The organism is Clostridium mobile (genome assembly GCF_018918285.1).
Lineage (GTDB): Bacteria > Bacillota > Clostridia > Clostridiales > Clostridiaceae > Clostridium_AW > Clostridium_AW mobile.
Genome location: NZ_JAHLQF010000001.1, coordinates 982180 through 1002792, shown reverse-complemented (window position 1 = coordinate 1002792; position 20613 = coordinate 982180). Strand labels below are relative to the sequence as shown.

19 protein-coding genes and 1 riboswitch are annotated in these 20613 nt (G+C 30.2%); of the genes, 12 read left to right on the top strand and 7 right to left on the bottom strand.

Annotated features, from left to right (window positions below; translation table 11 throughout):
• Nucleotides 1-9: 9 nt before the first annotated feature.
• Both KQI86_RS04895 and KQI86_RS04890 read left to right on the top strand, forming a co-directional pair.
• Complete coding sequence (locus KQI86_RS04895) at nucleotides 10-975, top strand: hypothetical protein (RefSeq protein WP_216438016.1); 966 nt, start codon at nucleotides 10-12, stop codon at nucleotides 973-975.
• Nucleotides 976-1242, top strand: a complete 267-nt coding sequence (locus KQI86_RS04890; RefSeq protein WP_216438015.1) for a putative Se/S carrier protein — start codon at nucleotides 976-978, stop codon at nucleotides 1240-1242. It abuts the gene before it with no gap.
• A gap of 159 nt (nucleotides 1243-1401) precedes the next feature.
• Here the strand turns inward: KQI86_RS04890 and KQI86_RS04885 are convergent, their stop codons facing one another.
• On the bottom strand, nucleotides 1402-2892 hold the full coding sequence (locus KQI86_RS04885; protein ID WP_216438014.1) for a hypothetical protein: 1491 nt from the start codon (nucleotides 2890-2892) through the stop codon (nucleotides 1402-1404).
• A gap of 172 nt (nucleotides 2893-3064) precedes the next feature.
• Here KQI86_RS04885 and KQI86_RS20125 point away from each other — a divergent pair, with 172 nt between their 5' ends.
• Nucleotides 3065-4609, top strand: a complete 1545-nt coding sequence (locus tag KQI86_RS20125; protein ID WP_246582651.1) for a beta-propeller fold lactonase family protein — start codon at nucleotides 3065-3067, stop codon at nucleotides 4607-4609.
• A gap of 53 nt (nucleotides 4610-4662) precedes the next feature.
• Here the strand turns inward: KQI86_RS20125 and KQI86_RS04875 are convergent, their stop codons facing one another.
• Nucleotides 4663-5538: a DNRLRE domain-containing protein gene (locus KQI86_RS04875; protein ID WP_216438013.1), complete on the bottom strand. Its 876-nt coding sequence runs from the start codon at nucleotides 5536-5538 to the stop codon at nucleotides 4663-4665.
• A gap of 91 nt (nucleotides 5539-5629) precedes the next feature.
• Between KQI86_RS04875 and KQI86_RS04870 the strand changes: the two genes are divergently transcribed.
• From KQI86_RS04870 to KQI86_RS04860, 3 genes are all read left to right on the top strand, one after another.
• Nucleotides 5630-6616 (top strand): glycosyltransferase, encoded by a 987-nt coding sequence (locus KQI86_RS04870; RefSeq protein WP_216438012.1) that lies wholly within the window; start codon nucleotides 5630-5632, stop codon nucleotides 6614-6616.
• Nucleotides 6617-6702: 86 nt separating this feature from the next.
• Entirely contained in the window at nucleotides 6703-7680 is a 978-nt protein-coding gene (locus KQI86_RS20485) for a CgeB family protein (RefSeq protein WP_216438011.1), read from the top strand.
• A 12-nt stretch (nucleotides 7681-7692) separates the two neighbouring features.
• Nucleotides 7693-8685 (top strand): glycosyltransferase, encoded by a 993-nt coding sequence (locus tag KQI86_RS04860; protein WP_216438010.1) that lies wholly within the window; start codon nucleotides 7693-7695, stop codon nucleotides 8683-8685.
• Between the two features lie 34 nt (nucleotides 8686-8719).
• Here KQI86_RS04860 and KQI86_RS04855 read toward each other — a convergent pair whose 3' ends face one another.
• Both KQI86_RS04855 and KQI86_RS04850 read right to left on the bottom strand, forming a co-directional pair.
• Nucleotides 8720-10264: an ABC transporter permease/substrate-binding protein gene (locus KQI86_RS04855; RefSeq protein ID WP_216438009.1), complete on the bottom strand. Its 1545-nt coding sequence runs from the start codon at nucleotides 10262-10264 to the stop codon at nucleotides 8720-8722.
• A gap of 18 nt (nucleotides 10265-10282) precedes the next feature.
• On the bottom strand, nucleotides 10283-11395 hold the full coding sequence (locus KQI86_RS04850; protein ID WP_216438008.1) for an ABC transporter ATP-binding protein: 1113 nt from the start codon (nucleotides 11393-11395) through the stop codon (nucleotides 10283-10285).
• 403 nt (nucleotides 11396-11798) lie between these two features.
• On the opposite strand from KQI86_RS04850, the gene KQI86_RS04845 reads away from it, so the two are divergent.
• Both KQI86_RS04845 and KQI86_RS04840 read left to right on the top strand, forming a co-directional pair.
• Entirely contained in the window at nucleotides 11799-12224 is a 426-nt protein-coding gene (locus KQI86_RS04845; RefSeq protein WP_216438007.1) for a YaaR family protein, read from the top strand.
• Between the two features lie 109 nt (nucleotides 12225-12333).
• Nucleotides 12334-13170, top strand: a complete 837-nt coding sequence (locus KQI86_RS04840) for a DNRLRE domain-containing protein (RefSeq protein ID WP_216438006.1) — start codon at nucleotides 12334-12336, stop codon at nucleotides 13168-13170.
• Between the two features lie 431 nt (nucleotides 13171-13601).
• On the opposite strand, the gene KQI86_RS04835 is transcribed toward KQI86_RS04840, so the two are convergent.
• Genes KQI86_RS04835 through KQI86_RS04825 form a run of 3 tightly spaced genes read right to left on the bottom strand, consistent with a single transcriptional unit; the run spans nucleotide 13602 to nucleotide 16197 of the window.
• Nucleotides 13602-14048, bottom strand: coding sequence for a DUF340 domain-containing protein (locus KQI86_RS04835; RefSeq protein ID WP_216438005.1), 447 nt, complete (start codon nucleotides 14046-14048; stop codon nucleotides 13602-13604).
• Nucleotides 14049-14050: 2 nt separating this feature from the next.
• Entirely contained in the window at nucleotides 14051-14875 is an 825-nt protein-coding gene (locus tag KQI86_RS04830; protein ID WP_216438004.1) for a DUF3100 domain-containing protein, read from the bottom strand.
• Nucleotides 14872-16197, bottom strand: a complete 1326-nt coding sequence (locus KQI86_RS04825; protein ID WP_216438003.1) for an amidohydrolase — start codon at nucleotides 16195-16197, stop codon at nucleotides 14872-14874. The genes KQI86_RS04830 and KQI86_RS04825 overlap by 4 nt, the downstream gene beginning before the upstream one ends.
• 172 nt (nucleotides 16198-16369) lie before the next feature.
• A riboswitch (FMN riboswitch) is annotated at nucleotides 16370-16484 on the top strand.
• A gap of 192 nt (nucleotides 16485-16676) precedes the next feature.
• Between KQI86_RS04825 and ribD the strand changes: the two genes are divergently transcribed.
• The 4 genes from ribD (at nucleotide 16677) to ribH (ending at nucleotide 20260) form a co-directional block, all read left to right on the top strand.
• Entirely contained in the window at nucleotides 16677-17762 is a 1086-nt protein-coding gene (ribD, locus tag KQI86_RS04820) for a bifunctional diaminohydroxyphosphoribosylaminopyrimidine deaminase/5-amino-6-(5-phosphoribosylamino)uracil reductase RibD (RefSeq protein WP_216438002.1), read from the top strand.
• 84 nt (nucleotides 17763-17846) lie between these two features.
• On the top strand, nucleotides 17847-18503 hold the full coding sequence (locus KQI86_RS04815; RefSeq protein ID WP_216438001.1) for a riboflavin synthase: 657 nt from the start codon (nucleotides 17847-17849) through the stop codon (nucleotides 18501-18503).
• A 24-nt stretch (nucleotides 18504-18527) separates the two neighbouring features.
• Complete coding sequence (locus KQI86_RS04810; protein WP_216438000.1) at nucleotides 18528-19733, top strand: bifunctional 3,4-dihydroxy-2-butanone-4-phosphate synthase/GTP cyclohydrolase II; 1206 nt, start codon at nucleotides 18528-18530, stop codon at nucleotides 19731-19733.
• Between the two features lie 65 nt (nucleotides 19734-19798).
• Nucleotides 19799-20260, top strand: a complete 462-nt coding sequence (ribH, locus tag KQI86_RS04805) for a 6,7-dimethyl-8-ribityllumazine synthase (protein ID WP_216437999.1) — start codon at nucleotides 19799-19801, stop codon at nucleotides 20258-20260.
• Nucleotides 20261-20613: the final 353 nt, after the last annotated feature.

Here is a 20613-nt window from a genome sequence, read left to right as displayed (position 1 = left end):
GTGAGTATAATGAGCTTAGATCAATGGATTGATAGATATTGTAGAGATAAGAATATAACTTATGATGAATTGGTAGAGGAAGCCTTAAAACATTATAGAACATATGAAGAAGATGGGAAAAGTATTGAAAAATATGTAAATAGCGAAGAGTTTAAAAAAGTTGTAAAAAACTTATATAAAATTATTTTTCAAAAAAACTCTTGGAGAATATATGCTATAACTAATACTAAAGATAAAGAGGAATTTTATAATAAGTTTAATTGTGATATAATTATAAATTCATTTGACAACAGCATAGATGTATTGAGAGTATATCATGAAGATAATTTAAATGCGTATGTGTTAATAAGCTATGAATATGATAGCTTTGGTAAATATTCATTTTTGCATAAAATATTTTTTCAAGAAGGAGCTCACATTAAAAACTATTCAATAATTGAAGAACTAACATGCAAATATATAAAGGCTAAGGGATTTAGTTATTTAGATAGAATATTGTATACAAAAGAAGTTGAGAGTATAGAAAAAATAGGATATTACTTGCTAGAGAATAATTTAAATGTAAAAGTACTTTTAAATGATAATAATGAATCTAATAAAATTGATTATAAAGTTACAGAGAATGAAAAGAGTGAGGAAACTTACGAAATTATTTCCAATATTACACCTAAAAGACTAATAAAACCCTTAGATAAATGGGATAAAATTATTTTAGGTAAAAATATGTTTTTTCTTAATTACAAAATTTTTCAAGATAAAGCTTTAGTATATATTTATATAAGAAATGTTTTTGAGAACTTAGATAGGGAAGAGTTGAAAAATATGTATGATACCATTATAGATATTTTTATTAATAAAAATATAAAATATTTATATACATTCATACCTAGTAGTCATATTATGCTATTAGATAAAAATAATATAGAAATACTCAATAATATTATATGGATAAGAAAAAATATAGGGGTGAGTTGATTGTACTATAATATAAAGGAATATATATTAGTTTGTGCCTCTTATAATATAGCTATATTTCTGCATAATAAACTATTGAGACAAGGTCATTCCTCACAATTAATTTCTACGCCTTGTAGAATATCTTCAGGATGTAGTCAAGCGGTTAAGTTTAAAGAGGATTCTTTAGAATATGTTAAAGAATTAATAGCAGCACAGCCAGGTGTACGAGGGATTTATGAAGTTACCTTAGAAAATAAAAAGCCTAAATATAAAAAAGTATATTAGAATATATAAAAGGGGCTGTCTCTAATGCATAAAAATGCAATATGAGAAGTCCCTTCTCTGTTTTATAGCCAAATTTTACTTAAAAACGTAATCGTTTATAATGCATTTGGGGTTATTTGAAAATATTTTTTATATAATAATTTATTTTGAGACAGACCCTTAAAAAAATCGCCAAGGTCGTTTAGCTGACTTTTCTTCAAGTTCAATTTTTAATGATTTTATTTCGTTTGCCAACAATTCTAATTCTTTTTCAAGATTAATTATAAAATCTTCTTTTAATTTGATTAAGTCATTTAATTCTTCAATCTTAGTATCTGCATTTGATAATAGATTTTCATTTTCAGTAATTGTTGATTTTACTTGAGAACTTAGATGAAGATTTTTTTCAGTTAATTCTTCAATCTGCTTTGTTAATACATCGTGGTTGTTATTTAAAATCTTATTTTTATCTAATAATTCATGAATCATTGTATCTTTAGAAGCTATTATATCTGATAGTTGGCCTATATAATTATTTTTTAATTCAAGCTCATTTAAAATTATTTTATCCGTTTCAATATTTATGGAACTAATATTATGCATTATATCCTTAGCTTCAAAAGGAATAAGTTTTTCGTAGTTGATGTTTTCATTATCTATTTTTTTGGTATTTATTTTTTTATCTAATTCTATAATTGGAATAGGTATATTTTCTTCGATAAAATTCATGAAGTTATTATTTGTTTCCATATCTTCTTTGTTATTGCTTATATAAATACTGTTAATGATATTCATACCTTTTACATCAATATACTTCTCATGCTCCCATTTATTGATATTATTAGTTTTTATATATATAGCTTTATCCTGCTCGATCCATAAAACATATAAATCATTTTTTATGTTGAAAATTGAAGGATGTATTGAGTTAGACCTATTACCTGAGATAACTAAATCACTGGACCATGACTGATTTACTGAAGATATATCTTTATATCTTAACAAAGTTTTTATGGTCTTATTAATAGAAGCATTATAACATATGATGAAAAAATTATTGTGATGAAAAAAAGTAATGTTATGAGAGTTTTTGATATTAATATTATCCTCTAAAGTTCCCCAAACATGGAAGTTAAAATTAAATTTTTTAATACTATAGTTTTCTTGAGAATCTTTAGAATAAAAAAGATATATATTATTTTCGTCATGGCTGATCATGTAAGGATATATATATTTTTGAGAAAATACTTGTGTAATCTTTTTATTTATCCATTTTTTACCATTCCAATAACTATGGCATATTTCCCAAATTTGTGAGTTGATTTTATTGCCTAGCATATAAAATATATGTATTTGGTTGTTAATTAATTTTAAAGATAGAAATCTAATATTATGCATCTTCAAATTAATATTATTTATAGTAGTTTCAATGAGAGAAGGATAAAGTTTATACTTTAATTTACCATCGGAACATAGATATATAAGGTGAATAACGTCATTTTTATCAATATCAACAGAATAATCAAGTATAACGTCCTTTATTTCTAAGGAAGAGTTAGATTCACTATTAAAAGGTTTTATATTTAAGTTTCTACCATCTAATTTAATATTTAAGAATTCGTTTTTAGAATTTCTAAGGATGTAAGAATATTTATTTATATTGTATATCATTACTTATCCTCCAATTTACTAAAATATTAACTACTAATTTATATGTGAAGTATTATGAAATTATTATAAATATAGTATTAGAAAATAATAACATTATTATTTTCCATGCATATACTGTATTGAAGAATAGAATTATTCAATTTTATCATATTTTTTAATAGGAGGAGATTATATGCCAGTAGCTGATGTTACTAAAAGGATAAGATACTATGTTTCTAATCCTACAACAGGAACACTATCCGTAATAGATGGCTTTACTAATAACATTGTAGCAACTTATACTTTAGGATTAGGAGCTAGAGAAGTTGTTGTAACTAAAGATGGCACAGTATATGTAGCAAGTGCAGACAATGACACAATTTCCGTTTTATGTTTAAATGGTACAATAAAAACCATGCCTATAGCTAATGATGGAATAATTGATGTTGATGGTATAGGTGGAAAATTATATGTTTCTAATGTAAATACAGTTAATATATACGATGCAGCCAGCGGTATTCTTATTGGAAGCATTCCAGGATTCGTTAGCATTAACGACATATCAATAACTCCAGATAGAACTAAATTATTGGTATTAGATAATAATCAAGTAAAAGTTTATAATACTAGTAGCTTAAACTTGCTAAGGACATTTAATGCAGGAACTAATCCTATATATGCACTAGTAACAGAAGATAATAGGAGAGCATTTATTGCTAACCAAGGGGACAGTTCAGTAACTGTTATCGACTTAGTTAATTTAGTTCAAATACTAAATATACCATTAACTCCTGGTTCAGGACCTACTGGTCTTGCAATAAAAGGAACAACTTTATATGTAGCTAATCATGGAGCAAATAATATAGCTTTAATAAATACAGTGACTTATGAAGTACTTGCAAATACTATTCCAACAGTACAACCAACAAGACTATCTATAACTCCAGATGGAGACACATTATTAGCAACAAATGCAACAGGAGGACTAACTTTAATTGATACTATTACCAACGCAGTTGAAGGAACAATAGTACTTCCTGCAACGCCTTTTGATGTTAAATCAGGATATTTTGGATCAACAATTGCTCCAGGAGAGCCTATTGATTTAACAGATCCGTACCAACTAGATGATATAACAGAATCAGTTTGTATATTAGCTAGAAAGGTATTCGCACACTGTCAAGCAAGGGAATGTCAACCCGATGTGGTTATACAGCCTCCAACAGGAGTTACATTTAATAGTGTAGGTCCAATTACCTTCAAAAACGGTGTAATTAGAAGTGGGTCACTGGTAATAACACCATTACCAGAAAGACCTAATTTTTCAAGAGTACAGTTTATTATAGATATTCCAGTAACTATCTCATATAACAATGGTCAAACTTTAGATACAGTTTTACTTCCGATTCCAAAAGATATAGTTATGTTTATGCCAAAGTCTCGTGATGAATTTAATTTCGAAGTAATTGTAGAAACAAGAACTGAGTTATTAAATACTCCAATTATATCTGGAGGAAATATTGTATTTGCTGCTGGAGTATTTATAGTAATGAAAGTTGCAGGTCAGGTTCAATTGTTAGTTCCTGCATTTGGATATTGTCCAGAACCAGCAGAATGCGAAGAATATACAGGAACAGTACCAGAAGATGTATGTGAAACTTTCTTAGACTTTACACAGACTCCATTCCCAGAAGACTTCTTCCCACCACAATATCAGGATGTCAATTGCCAGATGTAAAGACATTAAATAAAAGTTAAAGAGGCTTAAAGCCTCTTTAACCTTTTTTATAATTAACCTACAGTTGCTGCATATATGGATAGAGTTGCAGGTTGATTGGCCACTTTTGATTTAAAGGATACTCTAGCATATTTTAGATGACCAGTGGTGGTCATAATTAAATGGTCACCAGGGACGAATGTTGGAGTAGATACAAAGGACAATATATTATCTATCCAAGTTATTCCGTCTGAACTTAGTTGTAATATTACTTCTGCGCTGTTTAAAACACCTATATTCATAACACCAAAGGTGGCTTGTTTAGCACCTAATGGTATTGGTGTAGAACCTGTAAAATTATTAGTAGTAGTAACTATCTCTACAGGATATTCAGTAAAACTACTACCACCGCCACTACATGGACAAGGTAAATCATACTGAACTTCTAATACAGGAAAATAGTCGCTATTATTAAAGAAAGTACTTCTAAATCCTACTATCCCATAGGCATTATTTACTTCCTTAATTAATATACCATAATTAGGAACTAAACCAGTAAGCCAATTTTTAACTAGGGTAGTTAAATCAAAATTGATAAATGTATTAACTTGAGAAGTAACTGGTTTAACGTCTACAGGTGTATTTTCTATGAGTGGAACATTTGCAAAAGTTACAGAATTCTTATCAAAGTTATTTAAGAATCTGTAGATACCTATATTAGAAGTTACAAGAGGAGCATCGTTTCTATATATATATAATTTCAATGTTGCAGATGTAATATTAGCACCTATAGGAATGGGTGATATATCAAACTGAAGAAGAGATTGATATATATCGTTATTATCAAGAAATTTTCCTACAAATAATTCTGCTGCACCATTAAAATTAGTGTTGCTATAATATTGTGAAATATATAGGTTTTTATTAGGCATATAATATAAATATGGCATAAAATTCACTCCAATTATTAATAAATATTAGACTTCAATATTATTATATTCACATACTTTTAAAAATTGAATAGGAGGAAAAATATATTATATGAGGATTCTTTATTGCATAAGAAATGACTATTTAATAAATTTTGCAGGAGATTCCATGCAGGCAATTAAATACGCCGAATATTTAAGGAAAAAGGGCGTTATAGTAGATTTTAATAATGGGGACATACAAGATTATTCCTCATATGACATAGTGCATTTATTTAATCTTACTAGAATGGGTGAGACATATAAATACTATAAAGTTGGGAGATTGTACAATAAACCTATGGTGATATCTCCCATATACTGGAATTTAAAAAAGTATTATAAAAATATAAAGGATAATGAAAGCATAAAGCTTTGGAATAAATGTAATAATTATAGATTTGAAATATTAAAAGGATGCAAGGGGATATATCCAAATAGTAAGTTAGAGGGGGAACTACTAAGAAAAGATTTTGATAAAAACATTAGATATAATGTAGTATATAATGGTTTTGATTTTCAAGGGGATATGGGAAACATATATGATTTTAAAGAGAGATATAATTTAAAGAATTATATACTATGTGTGGGAAGAATATGCAATAGAAAAAATCAGTTGGCTTTAGCGAAAATATGTAATGAATTGAATAAACCTCTTGTTCTTATAGGTAGTATAAATGATGAAAAATACTACAATGAATGTATGAAATATGATAATGTAGTTTATTTAGGATTTATGGACAGTAATAATCTTCGCAGCGCATATAGATATGCTGAATTACACGTACTACCTTCATTTATAGAGACACCGGGTTTATCTTCTATAGAGGCAGTGGTAAATGGATGTAATATCGTTACAACCAGTGAAGGAAGTGCAGAAGAGTATTTTAAAGATATGGCAATATATTGTAATCCATATGATGAGAAAACAATAAAAGAAGGAATAGAAAAGGGGCTTAAAAAAACTAAGAGCAACATATTAAAGGATCATATTTTGAATAATTATAATTGGGAAAAGTGTATAGATAAATTATATGAGAGTTATATGGAAATTGTATAAAATATAAGCGGAAAAGTCCGCTTTTTATTTTTGGTAACTTATATAGCTTTATTGAATAAACTGTTTATTATAAGGAGGTGTCTTATGTGAGAATACTTTTTGTAGAAGATGCACCTTTAATAAAATATGGTATAGGATATTCATTAGAGCAATATGGAATAGAGACTAAATATACTAAAATTTATATAGATATTGAAAATGGCATGTTAGATACCTTAGAAGAAGAGATAAAAACTTTTAGACCAGATGCTATATTTAATGCAGGCATGTGCATTTATAAAAATACTAAAAATTTTTTAAATAAAATAAAAGAGCTTAAAGTACCTTATATTTATTGGGCTGTAGAAGACCCTTTATATTATAGATATATTTCTTTGCCTCATGCAAAAGCATCGGATTTAACAATGACAACAGCAATAGAATGTTTAGGAGCTTATAAGAAAATAGAAGTAAATGCTATTTTTTTTATGTTTGGCTGTAATGAAAGTTTTCATAATGCAGGAACATATAATAAGAAGTTTGACCATGACATTATATTTATAGGGAATAATTATTCTAATCATAAAGCTAGGCAATATGGCAATAAAACAGTGTTAAATCCATTAATAGAAAGAGATTATGATATAAAGATATTCGGTAATGATTGGTGGTTTGAAGAAGATAATAGATTTAAATTAGATAGAAAGTATTATGGGGGATATTGTAATTATGAAGAAATTAAAGATGCATATTCCACTGCTAAAATAGTTTTGGGACTGCACTCCGTAGATAACTCTTCAACTATGATGAGCATGAGAACTTTTGAAGTATTAGGATGTGGAGGGTTTTATTTATCACAATATGTTCCTTCGCTAGAGAGATACTTTGTAAATAAAGAACACTTAGTTTGGAGCAAGAATTCTAATGAGACCTTAAAGAATGTAAATTATTATTTAAAAAATCCTGAAGAAAGAAATAAAATAGCTTTAAATGGTCAAAGAATATGTTACAAAGAACACAGTTATAAAGATAAAATTCCTAAATTAATTAAAGAGTTAAAAAACTTAAATATTTGGAGAAATTAAAGGAGGCTAGTTATGGCTACATTTATTCAAATGCCTACGGTACCGTATAATAAAATGACTCAAAGGCCTCAGCAAATCATGAAAAAGTTAAGTGAAATGGGGCATAAGGTCTATTATATAGAAGATATTGATGATAATTATTTAATAAAAAAGACTGCTAATTTGCATTTAGTAGGAAGTAAATATGATATGAATAATTTGGAATCGGAAAAACCTGTAATACTTTGGTGTTCCTGTCCAGATCAGGTTCTTAATATAGATAAAATAAGACATGATTATGTAGTATATGATGTGGTAGATGATGCATCGCATGAATTTGCAATTTGGGGTGCTTATATAGATGAAATGGTTAGAAGAGCCAATGTAATTTTTACCTCAGCAGAAAATTTGTATGATAAATTTAGTAAAAGGCATGCTAAAGTAAATTTAGTAAACAATGGAGTAGATTTAGAAAATTTTTCATTAGCTAAAAATAAGAAGCCCCTAGATTTACCTACCAATAGAAAAATAGTAGGATATGTAGGAGCAGTAGCATCATGGATAGATTGGGCTTTAATCAATCATATAGTAAAAAACTCAATGTATAATTTTGTTTTTGTAGGACCATTATACAATCTAAGCTCAGTTCCGTTAATACGAAGCAATGTATATTTTTTAGGAATGAAAAATTATGAAGAACTTCCCTATTATATAAATAACTTTGATTGTTGCATAATACCTTTTAGTATAAATGAAATGACTAATAGTTGTAATCCAATTAAACTATATGAATATATGAGTTTAGGAAAGCCGGTTGTGACTACAGCTATGAAAGAAGTGCAAAATTTCTCTAATCTATGTTATGTATCTAACACTATGGAACAGTTTAAAGAAAATATAGTTACTGCCGTAAAAGAAAAGGATCATAAATTAGAAAATTTAAGAAAAAATATGGCTGAGAATAACAGCTGGCAAAAAAGAACAGAACAAATTATAGAGATACTAAAAAAAGAAAGAATTTTATGAGACTGACTTATTATTGTCAGTCTCTAATTCTTTATTACTTAATCAATCCTTTAGATTTTAAGAATTCTCTAGCTACAGTTTCAGTTTCTTTTCCTAGTTTATCACATTGATAGTTAAGATCCCTCATTGTCTCATCATCAATCAATCCTTCTAGTTTTAAAAGTTCCTCTCTAACTTCAGGATATTTGTCAAAGGTATCACTTCTACCTACAGGCACTGCATAGTATGGAGGAAAGAATTTTAAATCATCTTCTAGCACCTTTAAATCGAAGGCTTTTAGAAGACCATCCGTTGCAAAAGCGTCAGTTACATCTATTTCACCAGAATTTATAGCAGTATATCTTAGACCAGAATCCAACCCTTTTTCAGATTTAAAGTTCATATTGTATTTTTCCTTTACTCCAGAGAGACCATCATCTCTGCCTAAAAACTCCATAGTTGCACCAATTGTTGTATTATTGCTTATCTTTTTTAAGTCTGAAAAAGTTTCTAATTTATATTTTTTAGCAAAATCCTGTGTAACTGCTAAAGTATAGGTATTATTAAAACCAAGAGGTCTTAACATTTCAATATCATATTTTTCTTTAAGTCCATTTTTTGCAATTTCATAAGTCTTTTCGGGATCAGAAGTTGGCTTTTCATTTAATATACTAACCAAAACAGTTCCTGTATATTCTGGATATATATCCACATCGCCCATAGTAGTAGCTTTAAATACTACATCTGTTCCTGCTAAATCCAATTTTTTCTCAACCTTAACATCTGTATTTTCTTCAATTAATACAGCATACATATTCGCAAGAAGGTTGTTTTCGGTGTAATTTTTACTGCCTATGACTATTTTATCGCTTTTACCAAAAGCACTAAATACCATTGGGGAAATAATAGCTATTACAAGAATTACAGCTACTATAGCTAATCTTTTCTTTTGAGCTTTATTTGATTTGTTTTTAGGATTAACTGTTTTCTCAACTTTTCCAATTACAAAATCTATAAGCAGTGCAAGTATACATGCTGGAATAGCACCAGCTAAAATCATATTAGTATTTACAGTCTGCACCCCTGTATAAATAAAGCTACCAAGACCACCAGCTCCTATAAATGCTGCTATAGTCATAAGTCCAACAGCAGTTACTGCAGAAATCCTTATACCTGCCATTATAACCGGGAGTGCTAGAGGAAGTTGTACCATTGTAAGAAGTTGAGCCTCTGTCATTCCCATAGCTCTACCTGCTTCAATGGTAGCAGGGTTTATGTTAACAAGCCCTGTGTAAGTATTCTTTATTATAGGTAAAAGAGAATATAGAGAAACCATAATTATTGAAGGAGTTTCCCCAATTCCTAAAACAGGAATTAAAAATCCCATTAAAGCTAAACTTGGTATAGCTTGTAATATATTTGCGATTCCTATTATAGGAGGAGCCATTTTCTTTCTTTTAGATATAAGTATTCCAAGAGGTACTCCAATAGCTATTGCAATTACAACGGCTAGTAAAGAAAGTTGTATGTGTTTTAAAGATAAGGAAAGAATATCATCTTTCTTAAGCATTATAAAATCTATAAAATTACCTGTTCGCATGCATATTCACCGCCTTTGTTAAAATAACTTTTCTTCAAATAATGTTATAAGACTACTTTTTGTAACAAGTCCTTTTAATAATCCAAATTTATCTACTACTGGTATGAAACCAACATTATGTTCATTAATAGACTTCAATACAGTGCTAATTGAATCATCATTATAAACATACACTAAATCTTTAGGCATAAAAGAGCCAATTTTTAAATTTGGAGAATCCATATGTTCTCTTACATCTTTTGAGGTAACTATACCTGAAAGTTTATTATAATTATCTACTATCAATAGACTATCTACTTTATTACTTTGCATTATCCTTATTGCCTGTAAAACAGTTCTATTAGAAGATGAAGTTATAGGATTTTTAATCATAATATCTTCTGCTTTTATAAATTCAGGCTTATTCCATAGTCTATCAGATCCTATGAATTTTTCCACAAATCCTTTTTCGGGATTTCTAAGGATATTCTCAGGACTGTCATATTGAACGATGTCCCCATCCTTCATGATGCAAATTTTATCTCCTAATTTTATAGCTTCATCCATATCGTGAGTAACGAATACTATGGTTTTTTTCAATTCCTGTTGAAGCTTAAACACCTCTTCTTGAAGAGTATTTCTAGTTATTGGATCCAAGGCGCTAAAGGGTTCATCCATTAGTATAATATCTGGATTTACTGCCAGTGCCCTTGCCACCCCAACTCTTTGTTGCTGGCCACCACTTAATTCATCTGGAAATCTATCTATATACTTATCTGGATCTAATCCAACTAAGTCTAGAAGTTCTTTAGATTTCTTTCTACTATCTTCAGCAGACCATTTATTAAGAAATGGAACCAATTCTATGTTCTGTCCTATAGTCATATGAGGGAAGAGACCTGTTTGCTGAATTACATACCCTATATTTCTTCTAAGTTCAATGGTATTTTTTTTACCTATATCTTCTCCATTGATTAGTATAGTTCCAGAGGTAGGGGTAATTAGCTTGTTTATCATCTTTAAAGAAGTAGTTTTACCACATCCGCTGGGACCAATAAGTACTAAAAATTCTCCATCATTTATTGTGAGATTTATATTTTTTAATACATCAGTATTTTTAAAACTCTTTGATACATTTTTAAATTCTATCATGAAATTCCCTCCTTTGATAAAGTAACAACTTAATTCTAACATATGAGATGTTACTTGTAAAATTGACGAAAGCATAAAAAATGGGAAAAGTTTTAATAATTCTACATAATTTCGATAAATATACTGTGAGATTTGTTGGACAAAGAATAAGGCTATAATACTTTAAATAACTTAATATAACTGTAAGATAAGTATGTGTTAATTATTTAGAAAATATTTATTAACAAAAAATTAACAACCTTATTTCATATAAGGAAGTTGTCACGTTTAATTTGTAATATTCATGAGTTTTACATAATTAGCTTAATTTATCAAATAAAGAAGTTAAAACTGTTTTTTTATAAAAAATTAATATATAATGAATATAAGAGTTTTTAAAGAAAATATATTGCAGGTGATTTAAGTGGAAATATCTAGAGTGGGGAGTAACTCTCCAGTAAGGAATAGTGATAATAAAACAGTATCTAGCAAGAAAGATTTTTCTCAGAGTTTTAGTTTTGCTAGGGAAAGAAAATCAGAAGAACAATTAAAACAGATGCTAGAAGACATAAAGAAAAAGGGAAATAGACTAGTGGTAACTAAATGTTATGCAGATGTGGCAGCTTATAAAAGAATGATAAAAGACTATTTAAATTCTGTACTAAATTATATGTATAGCGTAAAAAAAGATATTAGTTTCTGGCAAACACAGTATTTTATAACGGTGGAGACAATAGATGAAAAACTGAAAGAGTTGACGGAAATGCTTTTAAGCGAACAAAAAGAAAATTTAGATGTTGCAAGCAGTATAGATGAAATTGCTGGGCTTTTAGTGGATATATATAAATAATTTGACATTCACCTTATTACATAAGTGCTAATACAATATATTAGACAAACTAAAGATTTTAGAAAGTTATGTCTTAATATACAAAAATATGTAATAAGGAGGAACTTTTATGTCAATAGTAAATTTGCACACTTCTGAAACTGCTTATGTAGCAGAATACTATCCTGATCAAAATTTTCCCAATCCAATTAGATTATTTGTTGGTAGATTTGATGGAGCGGGAGATATATATAGAAGCCTTTTAAAATTTGATTTAAGTAAAATACCTCAAAAAGTTACAGTAAAGTCAGCGACTTTAAGATTATATGTAGGTAGAAAAGATATTCCAGGGCCACAATTATTAAATGTTTACCCAAATTTAAATGATTTTGATGAAAATGAAGTAACTTGGAATAATCAACCTAATTTGGGAGCCTCAGTAGGAACTCATAGCGTATTAGATGCAGAGCTTAACACTTATATTAGTGTAGATATTACTGGCTTGGTTACAGCATGGTTAAATGGAACTATTCCGAATACAGGTATAACTCTTGAGGGAGTAGAAGCATCTGATGCATTAATAGGATTCCAAGGAGTTGACGATAACGATTATACTGTATGGCCATACTTGGTTGTGGATTATGTTGCAGGAGTTACAACAATATATCCAGCTGAAACATTAAATTTCCTTATAGCAGGAACTCAAACTACTAGCTCAATTGAATTAGGACCAAAAACAGAAGTAAGCTTTAGCATTGAAATAAGCGGAGTAGGTGCAGCAAATGCGATTATACAGTTAAGCAACGATGGAGTAAACTGGGTTAATGAGTCAGGTACTCTTGTAGCTATAGCTGTTAATGGAGAGGCTGTATTAACAACTGATGCAGTAGCTCAATTTGCAAGATTAAGAGTTGATGGTCTTGGAGCATTAACTGCAACAGTAGTGCCATCTACAAGAGAATTATAATTTAAAATAAGGGGTTCTGGTTTCCAGGACCCTATTTTTATTACCTCTAAAGCTATAAAGGATAACATATATAAATGTTTTTGATGGATTATCATATATGTTCTACAAATTGTTTTCCCAAAGATAGATTTCTACAAACATAATTTAGTTTAACAAATAGAGAGCTAAGTACATAGTGAAAGCGCTCCAGAAAAAGTCGCTATTTCACTACATGCGTAGCTCTTTTGTGGGTTACAAATATATTTTTAGAGTTAAATTATGAATAATTACTTTCTCACTTGTAAATTTTAACAAAGATATTTAGGTATCCAAAATAGAAACTGAGATACATAGTGATGTCGCTTCGGAAAAGGCGCTTCTCCCACTATATACCTCAGTTCTTTTAAGTTCTACAATATCTAAAAATCTAAAAGACTAAACTAAACATCTAACTAAATTTGTCCTAATAATTTCAAAATTGTTTGTGCTATAAGTGCAGAACCTATATAAGTTCCTGTGAATACAAAGCAGGAAACTACAATAATTCTCCAGCCGGATTTTTTAAATGTATCTAAATCTTTACCTAAGGAAATTCCAACATACGCCAGTATTGGTGTTGTTAATGCTAAGAAATCTACTTTGGCCATATACTTTGTTATTGCTGCAGCACCAGGTACAGCAGGATAAGTTAAAATACATCCAAGGGTTACAACATAAGCAACAGCTGGTATTTTACCAGGCATTATCTTAGCCAGCAATATACCTGATAAGGATATTAATATCAATATAATCATTCCCGGAAGAGCCTCTAAAATATTATGTTTAGGACCTATCATATTTCCTACTAGAGTAAGTGCTCCTACTAAAACTAATATAAATGCATTATCTTTAATTTTCATAATTATACCCCCTTAGAAGGATTTGATTTAGAACGTTGTTTTACTTTAGGAGCTTCAACTCCATATTTTAATCTATAGCATCTCTTGTATAACCATTCTGTTGCTGGTAGAGATAACCATAGGCACATATAAAGACCATCTAATCCTGATAACATGTTACTTGCAGCCCCAAAAGCAGTTAGAGTTTCCTGCATTTCAGGATACATTGCACTTAAAGAACCTACAGCAGCAGTCATCATACTAGCACTTCCAACTCCAGATGCCATAGCTAAAGAATAAGGATGTAGTGGTGTATAGGCAGCGAAGAAGCTAGCAAGAAGTCCAAAGAAAACAGTACCAATAACTGTACCGCTTATATAAACTCCCATAACACCTTGTCCTTCTTCTCCATCTAAACCGTAAATATCGCTTATTAACGCTATATTTGGTTCACGAGCTATAGAGTGAGCAGCACCAATAGTCTCTCTTTTCAATCCAAGCATTACTGCTAGCGGAACACCTATGAAAACAGTACCTAAGTTACCGAACTCTTGTAATATCAAAGCAGGACTGGATTTAATTATTGTTGGTAGAGTAGGTCCAATTGTAGTTCCATATCTAGCCATTAAAAGCATTAAAGATATAGTTATTAAAGATCCTGCATCTTTCATATCTTTATCATTTACAACTTTTAAAAATTTAGGGGATAAAAATACTCCCATAATAAGTGCATAAAGCATAGGTAATAACACTATGGTTCCAGGGCCAAATTTAAATTTCATTACTCCTATAGCCTCGGCGACAACTACTAAAATTAAAACTAATAGGTGGTTTTTCCAATTTTTCATTCTTCAACCTTCCTTTCAAAACAACTTTCTAAAAACTTGATATAATCTTCTTTATTATTAAATGTTGGTACATAAGAATCTATAACCTCTTTAGCCCTTTCAGCATCATTATATAAAAGATCTATAGTTGTCATAGCCATTAACTTAGCTGGTAATATACATGCAGCATCGAAATCTTCCACATTAAAGTCCTTTGTATGCAATGCTCCAGAAACTCCCCCTACAAATGGATGTATGGATGGGATTAAGTTTGATATATCTCCCATGTCTGTTGAAGCAGCAAAATGACCAGCGTCTATAACTTTATCTTCTGGTAATAAGCTTAAACTATTTTCTCTAAATAAATAATTTAATTCCTTTGAACATTTAAGGGGTAAATGACCTGGTATAGTATTTATAATTGTTTTAGCTCCCATTGTATATCCACCAGCAATTAAAGCCCTATCCACTTTTTTATTAGTAGACATCATAGCATCTACGTTTTTGGCTCTTACATAGGATTCCATGCGTACATCTGATGGAACACTATTAACTGTATCTCCACCTTTAGTGATTATTGGGTGAACTCTTATAGAATCTTCATCTTTAAAGGTTTCTCTAAGAGCGTTTATTCCCATAATACCAAGCATAGCTGCATTTAGAGCATTAATTCCATCATGAGGAGCTTCCGCAGCGTGAGCGGCTTGTCCTAAATATTGAATGGTTTTACCAATAAATCCATTACTAGTTTCTCCTATAGCTACAGTAGGCTCTGGGCAATTTTTAAGGGAATGCATCATCATAGCTATGTCTACATCCTCTAGTTCACCTCTATATATAAGTTCTTGTTTGCCAGCTAGGAAATTTATTTTACCTTCTTCTCTTAATTTTTCTCTATATTCTATTTCAATATATTCTTCAGCAGGTACTGCAAAAAAAGTTACGTTTCCATGGAGCTGATTTTCTACTCCGGAAAGCTTAAGACCAAGAGCAGCACCTAGCATAGCAGTAATCTGTAAATTATGTCCACAGGTATGAGAAGCTCCTGTTGTTTTATTTGCATTCTTACTGTCAAAGCAGATTACTCCATCTAGTTCACCTAGTATTGCTACATTAGGACCAGAAGAATTATCCTTTAATTTTCCCTTAACTCCAGTTAAAGCCACTCCATCTTTATAAGAAATATTTAGCTCATTTAAAAAATTACAAACTTTTTTTGAGGTTTCTACTTCTTTATAACCAAGTTCAGGGGAGTTTTCTATATCTTTAGCTAAAGATAGCAATTTTTCCTTGTTTTCCTCTATGGTTTTACAAGCTAATTCCTTCAGTTCTTCCCTATTCATCAAGCATCCTCCTTAAAATTTTGTAGAAATACATGTTTTTATTTAATAAACACATGTATTTTACTAGCGTACTATGTATATTTTATACAGGTCAATAAAATATGTCAATAAAAATAAAAAATATTGACATAAAAATATCAAAGTGGTATTCTTTAATCATAATTAAATATCGTAGTTCCTTCAGGGTTTGGTGAAATTCCATACCGGCGGTATAGCCCGCCAGCCGAAAGGCAGATCTGGTGAAACTCCAGGGCCGACAGTTATAGTCTGGATGAAAGAAGGAAGAAAGTGTAATGCCTATGGTATATTTATACCTATGATAGGGTTTTATTTGTGCATAAAATCTATCATTTTATAGGAATATTATGCTAACTTTGTATTTGTGTATACCAAACCCTGAAGAAAATCTTCAGGGTTTTTTTGTGGTTGCTTTTATAATTAAATTTATCCTGAATTAAGTAAGTTTAAGGAGGGGACTTATGGAAGAAAAATATATGAAGAGGGCTTTAGAACTGGCTAAACTAGGAGAAGGTTTTGTTAATCCTAATCCATTAGTTGGTGCGGTAATAGTAAGAGAGGGAAAGATAATAGGAGAAGGATATCATGAATTTTTTGGAGGACCTCATGCAGAAATAAATGCCTTTAATAATGCTACAGAGGATGTAAAAGGCGCCCATATGTATGTTACCTTAGAACCTTGCTCCCATTATGGGAAAACTCCCCCCTGTGCTAGTTCAATTATTGAAAAGGGAATAAGTAAAGTAATAATTGCTATGAAAGACCCTAATCCGGTTGTCAGTGGTAGAGGAATAGATTTACTAAAATCCAAAGGTATAGAGGTTCAGGTTGGTGTATTAGAACAGGAATCTAAAACATTAAATGAAGTATTTATAAAATATATAACAACTAAATTGCCATACTGCATTTTAAAAACGGCAACAACTTTAGACGGCAAAATAGCTACAGCAACAGGAGATTCAAAATGGATAACTGGAGAGAAATCTAGAGAATACGTACACCAAGTAAGAAATAAAATAAGTGGAATAATGGTTGGAGTAGAAACAGTTATAAAAGATAATCCAAGTTTAACTACAAGACTTAAAGATAGAAAAGGGAGAAATCCTATAAGAATAATTGTAGATAGCAAAGGTAGGATACCATTAGAATCAAAATTATTAAAAGAAGAGGGGAAAACCATTATTGCTACTACTGAAAACATATCTAGTGATAAATGCTTTAAGCTAGAAGAATTAGGAGCAGAAATAATAGTTACACCATTAAAAAACAATAGAGTAGATTTGAAATATTTAATGAAGGAATTAGGAGAAAGAAGAATTGACAGTATTCTTTTAGAGGGGGGAGGTACGTTAAACTATTCAGCTCTAAAAGAAGGAGTAGTAGATAAGGTTATGGCCTTTATTGCACCTAAAATAATAGGAGGAAGTTCTTCTAAAACATCTGTAGAAGGTGATGGAATAGAACTTATGAAAGACTCTATAAAATTGAAGAATATTTCGCTGCAAAGGTTTGATGATGATTTTCTAATAGAAGGATACTTACGTTAATGAAGAGTTGAGAATGGAGAGTTGAAAGTTTTTATTGAATGAAAAATTAAAAATGAATAATTAAGAAGAAAGGAAGTGATAAGGATGTTCACAGGTATTATAGAGGAAATAGGAAAGGTGAAAGCCATAAAAAAAGGGCAGCATTCAGCAAGTATAACAATCCAATCTCTGAAAGTTATTGAAGATGTAAAACTTGGAGATAGTATATGCACTAATGGAGTTTGTCTTACAGTAACAGCTTTTACTAAAGAGGATTTTACTGTGGATGTAATGCCTGAAACTATGAGGAAAAGTAATTTAAAAGATTTGTCTATAGGAAGCCAGGTTAATCTGGAAAGAGCTTTAAAAGTATCAGACAGATTAGGTGGTCATATAGTTAGCGGGCACATAGATGGGAGGGGGAGAATTAGAGGATTTAAAAAAGAGGATAATGCCATATGGATTACAGTAGAAGCTCCGGTGGAGATTTTAAAATATGTAATATACAAAGGCTCTATAACTATAGATGGTGTAAGCTTAACTGTTGCCCATGTTGATAATAGTGAATTTAAAGTATCCGTTATTCCTCATACGGGAGAAGAAACTATATTATTAATGAAGAAACTGGGTGATGAAGTAAATTTAGAATGTGACATAATAGGCAAATACGTAGAAAAATTAATGCATTTTAATGATGAAAGAAAAAATTATGGTGAAAGCTCTATAAATTTAAATTATTTAAGTGAAAATGGATTTGTTTAAAATTTTTTAAGAGGTGATGTTAATATGATTAAATTCAACACAATAGAAGAGGCTATAGAAGATATTAAAGAAGGAAAAATGATTGTAGTAGTAGATGATGAGGATAGAGAAAATGAAGGAGATTTAATTATGGCTGCTGAGAAAGTTACGGCAGAAGCTATAAATTTCATGGCTAAATATGGTAGAGGACTCATATGTATGCCTATAGATGGAGAGAGATTAAAAGAGTTAAACATAGGTCAAATGGTGGAGGTTAACACAGATAACAAAGGAACAGCATTTACTGTGTCAATAGATCATAAAGAAACTACTACAGGAATTTCAGCCTTTGAGAGAGCTCTTACAATTAAAAAAGTTTTAGAAGGTGAATCAAAAAGCGAAGATTTCAGAAGGCCAGGCCATATATTTCCTTTAGAAGGAAAAGAAGGTGGAGTATTAAAGAGAGCGGGCCATACAGAAGCATCATTGGACTTGTCAAGACTTGCGGGATTATATCCAGCAGCAGTTATATGTGAAATAATGAATGAAGATGGAACGATGGCAAGAGTTCCTGAGCTTATGGAGTATGTAAAAAAACATAATTTAAAGATAATTACCATAGCTGATCTCATAGCTTATAGAAGAAAAAATGAATCCTTAATAGAAAGAGTAGTAGAGACAAAGATGCCTACTAAATATGGAGAATTTAAAATATATGGGTATGTAAATAAATTAAATGGAGAACACCATGTAGCTCTAATAAAGGGAGATATTAATGATGGAGAGCCAGTATTAGTTAGAATGCATTCAGAATGTCTTACTGGAGATGCATTAGGCTCCATAAGATGTGACTGCGGGGACCAATATGCAGCGGCTATGAGAGCTATCAGTAAAGAAAAAAGAGGAATACTAGTTTACATGAGACAGGAAGGAAGGGGAATAGGGCTTATAAACAAACTTAAAGCTTATAACCTTCAAGATAAGGGTATGGACACCGTTGAGGCTAATATTGCTTTAGGATTTCCAGAAGACTTAAGAGACTATGGAATAGGAGCTCAAATATTAGAGAACTTAGGGGTAAAGGAAGTAAAATTAATGACTAACAATCCTAAGAAAATCTCTGGGCTTTCTGGATATGGTATAGAAATAGTAAAAAGAGTACCCATAGAAATACATGATCATGAAGAAAGTGAGTTCTATTTAAAAACTAAAAAAGAAAAGATGGGACACTTATTAAATTTTGATAAATAAAATGGCAATTTGAAAATTTAATGAATGAAATATTTATTAAGTATATTATATGAGGAGGAATAAGTATGAAAATGTATGAAGGAAATTTAATTGGACAAGGTTTAAAATTTGGTATAGTAGTAGGAAGATTTAATGAATTTATAGGAAGTAAATTATTAAGTGGTGCTGTAGATGGACTAAAAAGGCATGGAGTAGCTGAGGAAGATATAGAAATAGCTTGGGTGCCAGGAGCCTTTGAAATTCCTTTGGTTGCTAAAAAGATGGCTAAAGGTAAAAAATATGATGGAGTAATATGTTTAGGAGCTGTAATTAGAGGAGCAACTACACATTATGAACATGTAACAGCGGAAGTTTCAAAAGGGATAGCAAAGGTTAGTCTAGATGAGGATATACCAGTTATATTTGGAGTATTAACCACTGAAAATATAGAACAGGCAATAGAAAGAGCAGGTACTAAATCAGGAAACAAAGGTTATGAATCAGCAGTTACTGCAATAGAAATGGCAAATTTATTAAGGGAAATATAAAAATCTCTATACGTATAATAATTAATATTTGAAAATGTATTTATAAACCACAAAAGAGCTAAGTATGTAATGAAATAGCGACTTTTTTCGGAGCGGCTTCATTATGTACTTAGCTCTCTACTTGAGAAACTAAATTAGCTTTGTAGAAATCCATCTTTGAGAAATCATCTGTAAAACATAAGGTAACAAAGTATATAATATATATTATATTTAATGAAGAAATTCCTTTAATGGAACTTATTTATTATGTAAGAATCTAAAAAGTTATAAATCTAAATATCTAACTAAAAAAGTTTGCAGCTGTTAGGAAATATTATCTGATAATGGTAATAATTTTCTTAAAACACATATAT

Bases quoted from the DNA above. Each gene is read 5' to 3' on its own strand.
- KQI86_RS20125 (WP_246582651.1), top strand. From the start codon at position 3,065: ATGCCAGTAGCTGATGTTACTAAAAGGATAAGATACTATGTTTCTAAT.
- ribH (WP_216437999.1), top strand. From the start codon at position 19,799: ATGAAAATGTATGAAGGAAATTTAATTGGACAAGGTTTAAAATTTGGT.
- KQI86_RS04810 (WP_216438000.1), top strand. From the start codon at position 18,528: ATGATTAAATTCAACACAATAGAAGAGGCTATAGAAGATATTAAAGAA.
- KQI86_RS04840 (WP_216438006.1), top strand. From the start codon at position 12,334: ATGTCAATAGTAAATTTGCACACTTCTGAAACTGCTTATGTAGCAGAA.
- KQI86_RS04815 (WP_216438001.1), top strand. From the start codon at position 17,847: ATGTTCACAGGTATTATAGAGGAAATAGGAAAGGTGAAAGCCATAAAA.
- KQI86_RS04830 (WP_216438004.1), bottom strand. From the start codon at position 14,875: ATGAAAAATTGGAAAAACCACCTATTAGTTTTAATTTTAGTAGTTGTC.
- KQI86_RS04870 (WP_216438012.1), top strand. From the start codon at position 5,630: ATGAGGATTCTTTATTGCATAAGAAATGACTATTTAATAAATTTTGCA.
- KQI86_RS04825 (WP_216438003.1), bottom strand. From the start codon at position 16,197: ATGAATAGGGAAGAACTGAAGGAATTAGCTTGTAAAACCATAGAGGAA.
- KQI86_RS04895 (WP_216438016.1), top strand. From the start codon at position 10: ATGAGCTTAGATCAATGGATTGATAGATATTGTAGAGATAAGAATATA.
- KQI86_RS04885 (WP_216438014.1), bottom strand. From the start codon at position 2,892: ATGATATACAATATAAATAAATATTCTTACATCCTTAGAAATTCTAAA.
- KQI86_RS04850 (WP_216438008.1), bottom strand. From the start codon at position 11,395: ATGATAGAATTTAAAAATGTATCAAAGAGTTTTAAAAATACTGATGTA.
- KQI86_RS04855 (WP_216438009.1), bottom strand. From the start codon at position 10,264: ATGCGAACAGGTAATTTTATAGATTTTATAATGCTTAAGAAAGATGAT.
- KQI86_RS04875 (WP_216438013.1), bottom strand. From the start codon at position 5,538: ATGCCATATTTATATTATATGCCTAATAAAAACCTATATATTTCACAA.
- KQI86_RS04860 (WP_216438010.1), top strand. From the start codon at position 7,693: ATGGCTACATTTATTCAAATGCCTACGGTACCGTATAATAAAATGACT.
- KQI86_RS04835 (WP_216438005.1), bottom strand. From the start codon at position 14,048: ATGAAAATTAAAGATAATGCATTTATATTAGTTTTAGTAGGAGCACTT.
- ribD (WP_216438002.1), top strand. From the start codon at position 16,677: ATGGAAGAAAAATATATGAAGAGGGCTTTAGAACTGGCTAAACTAGGA.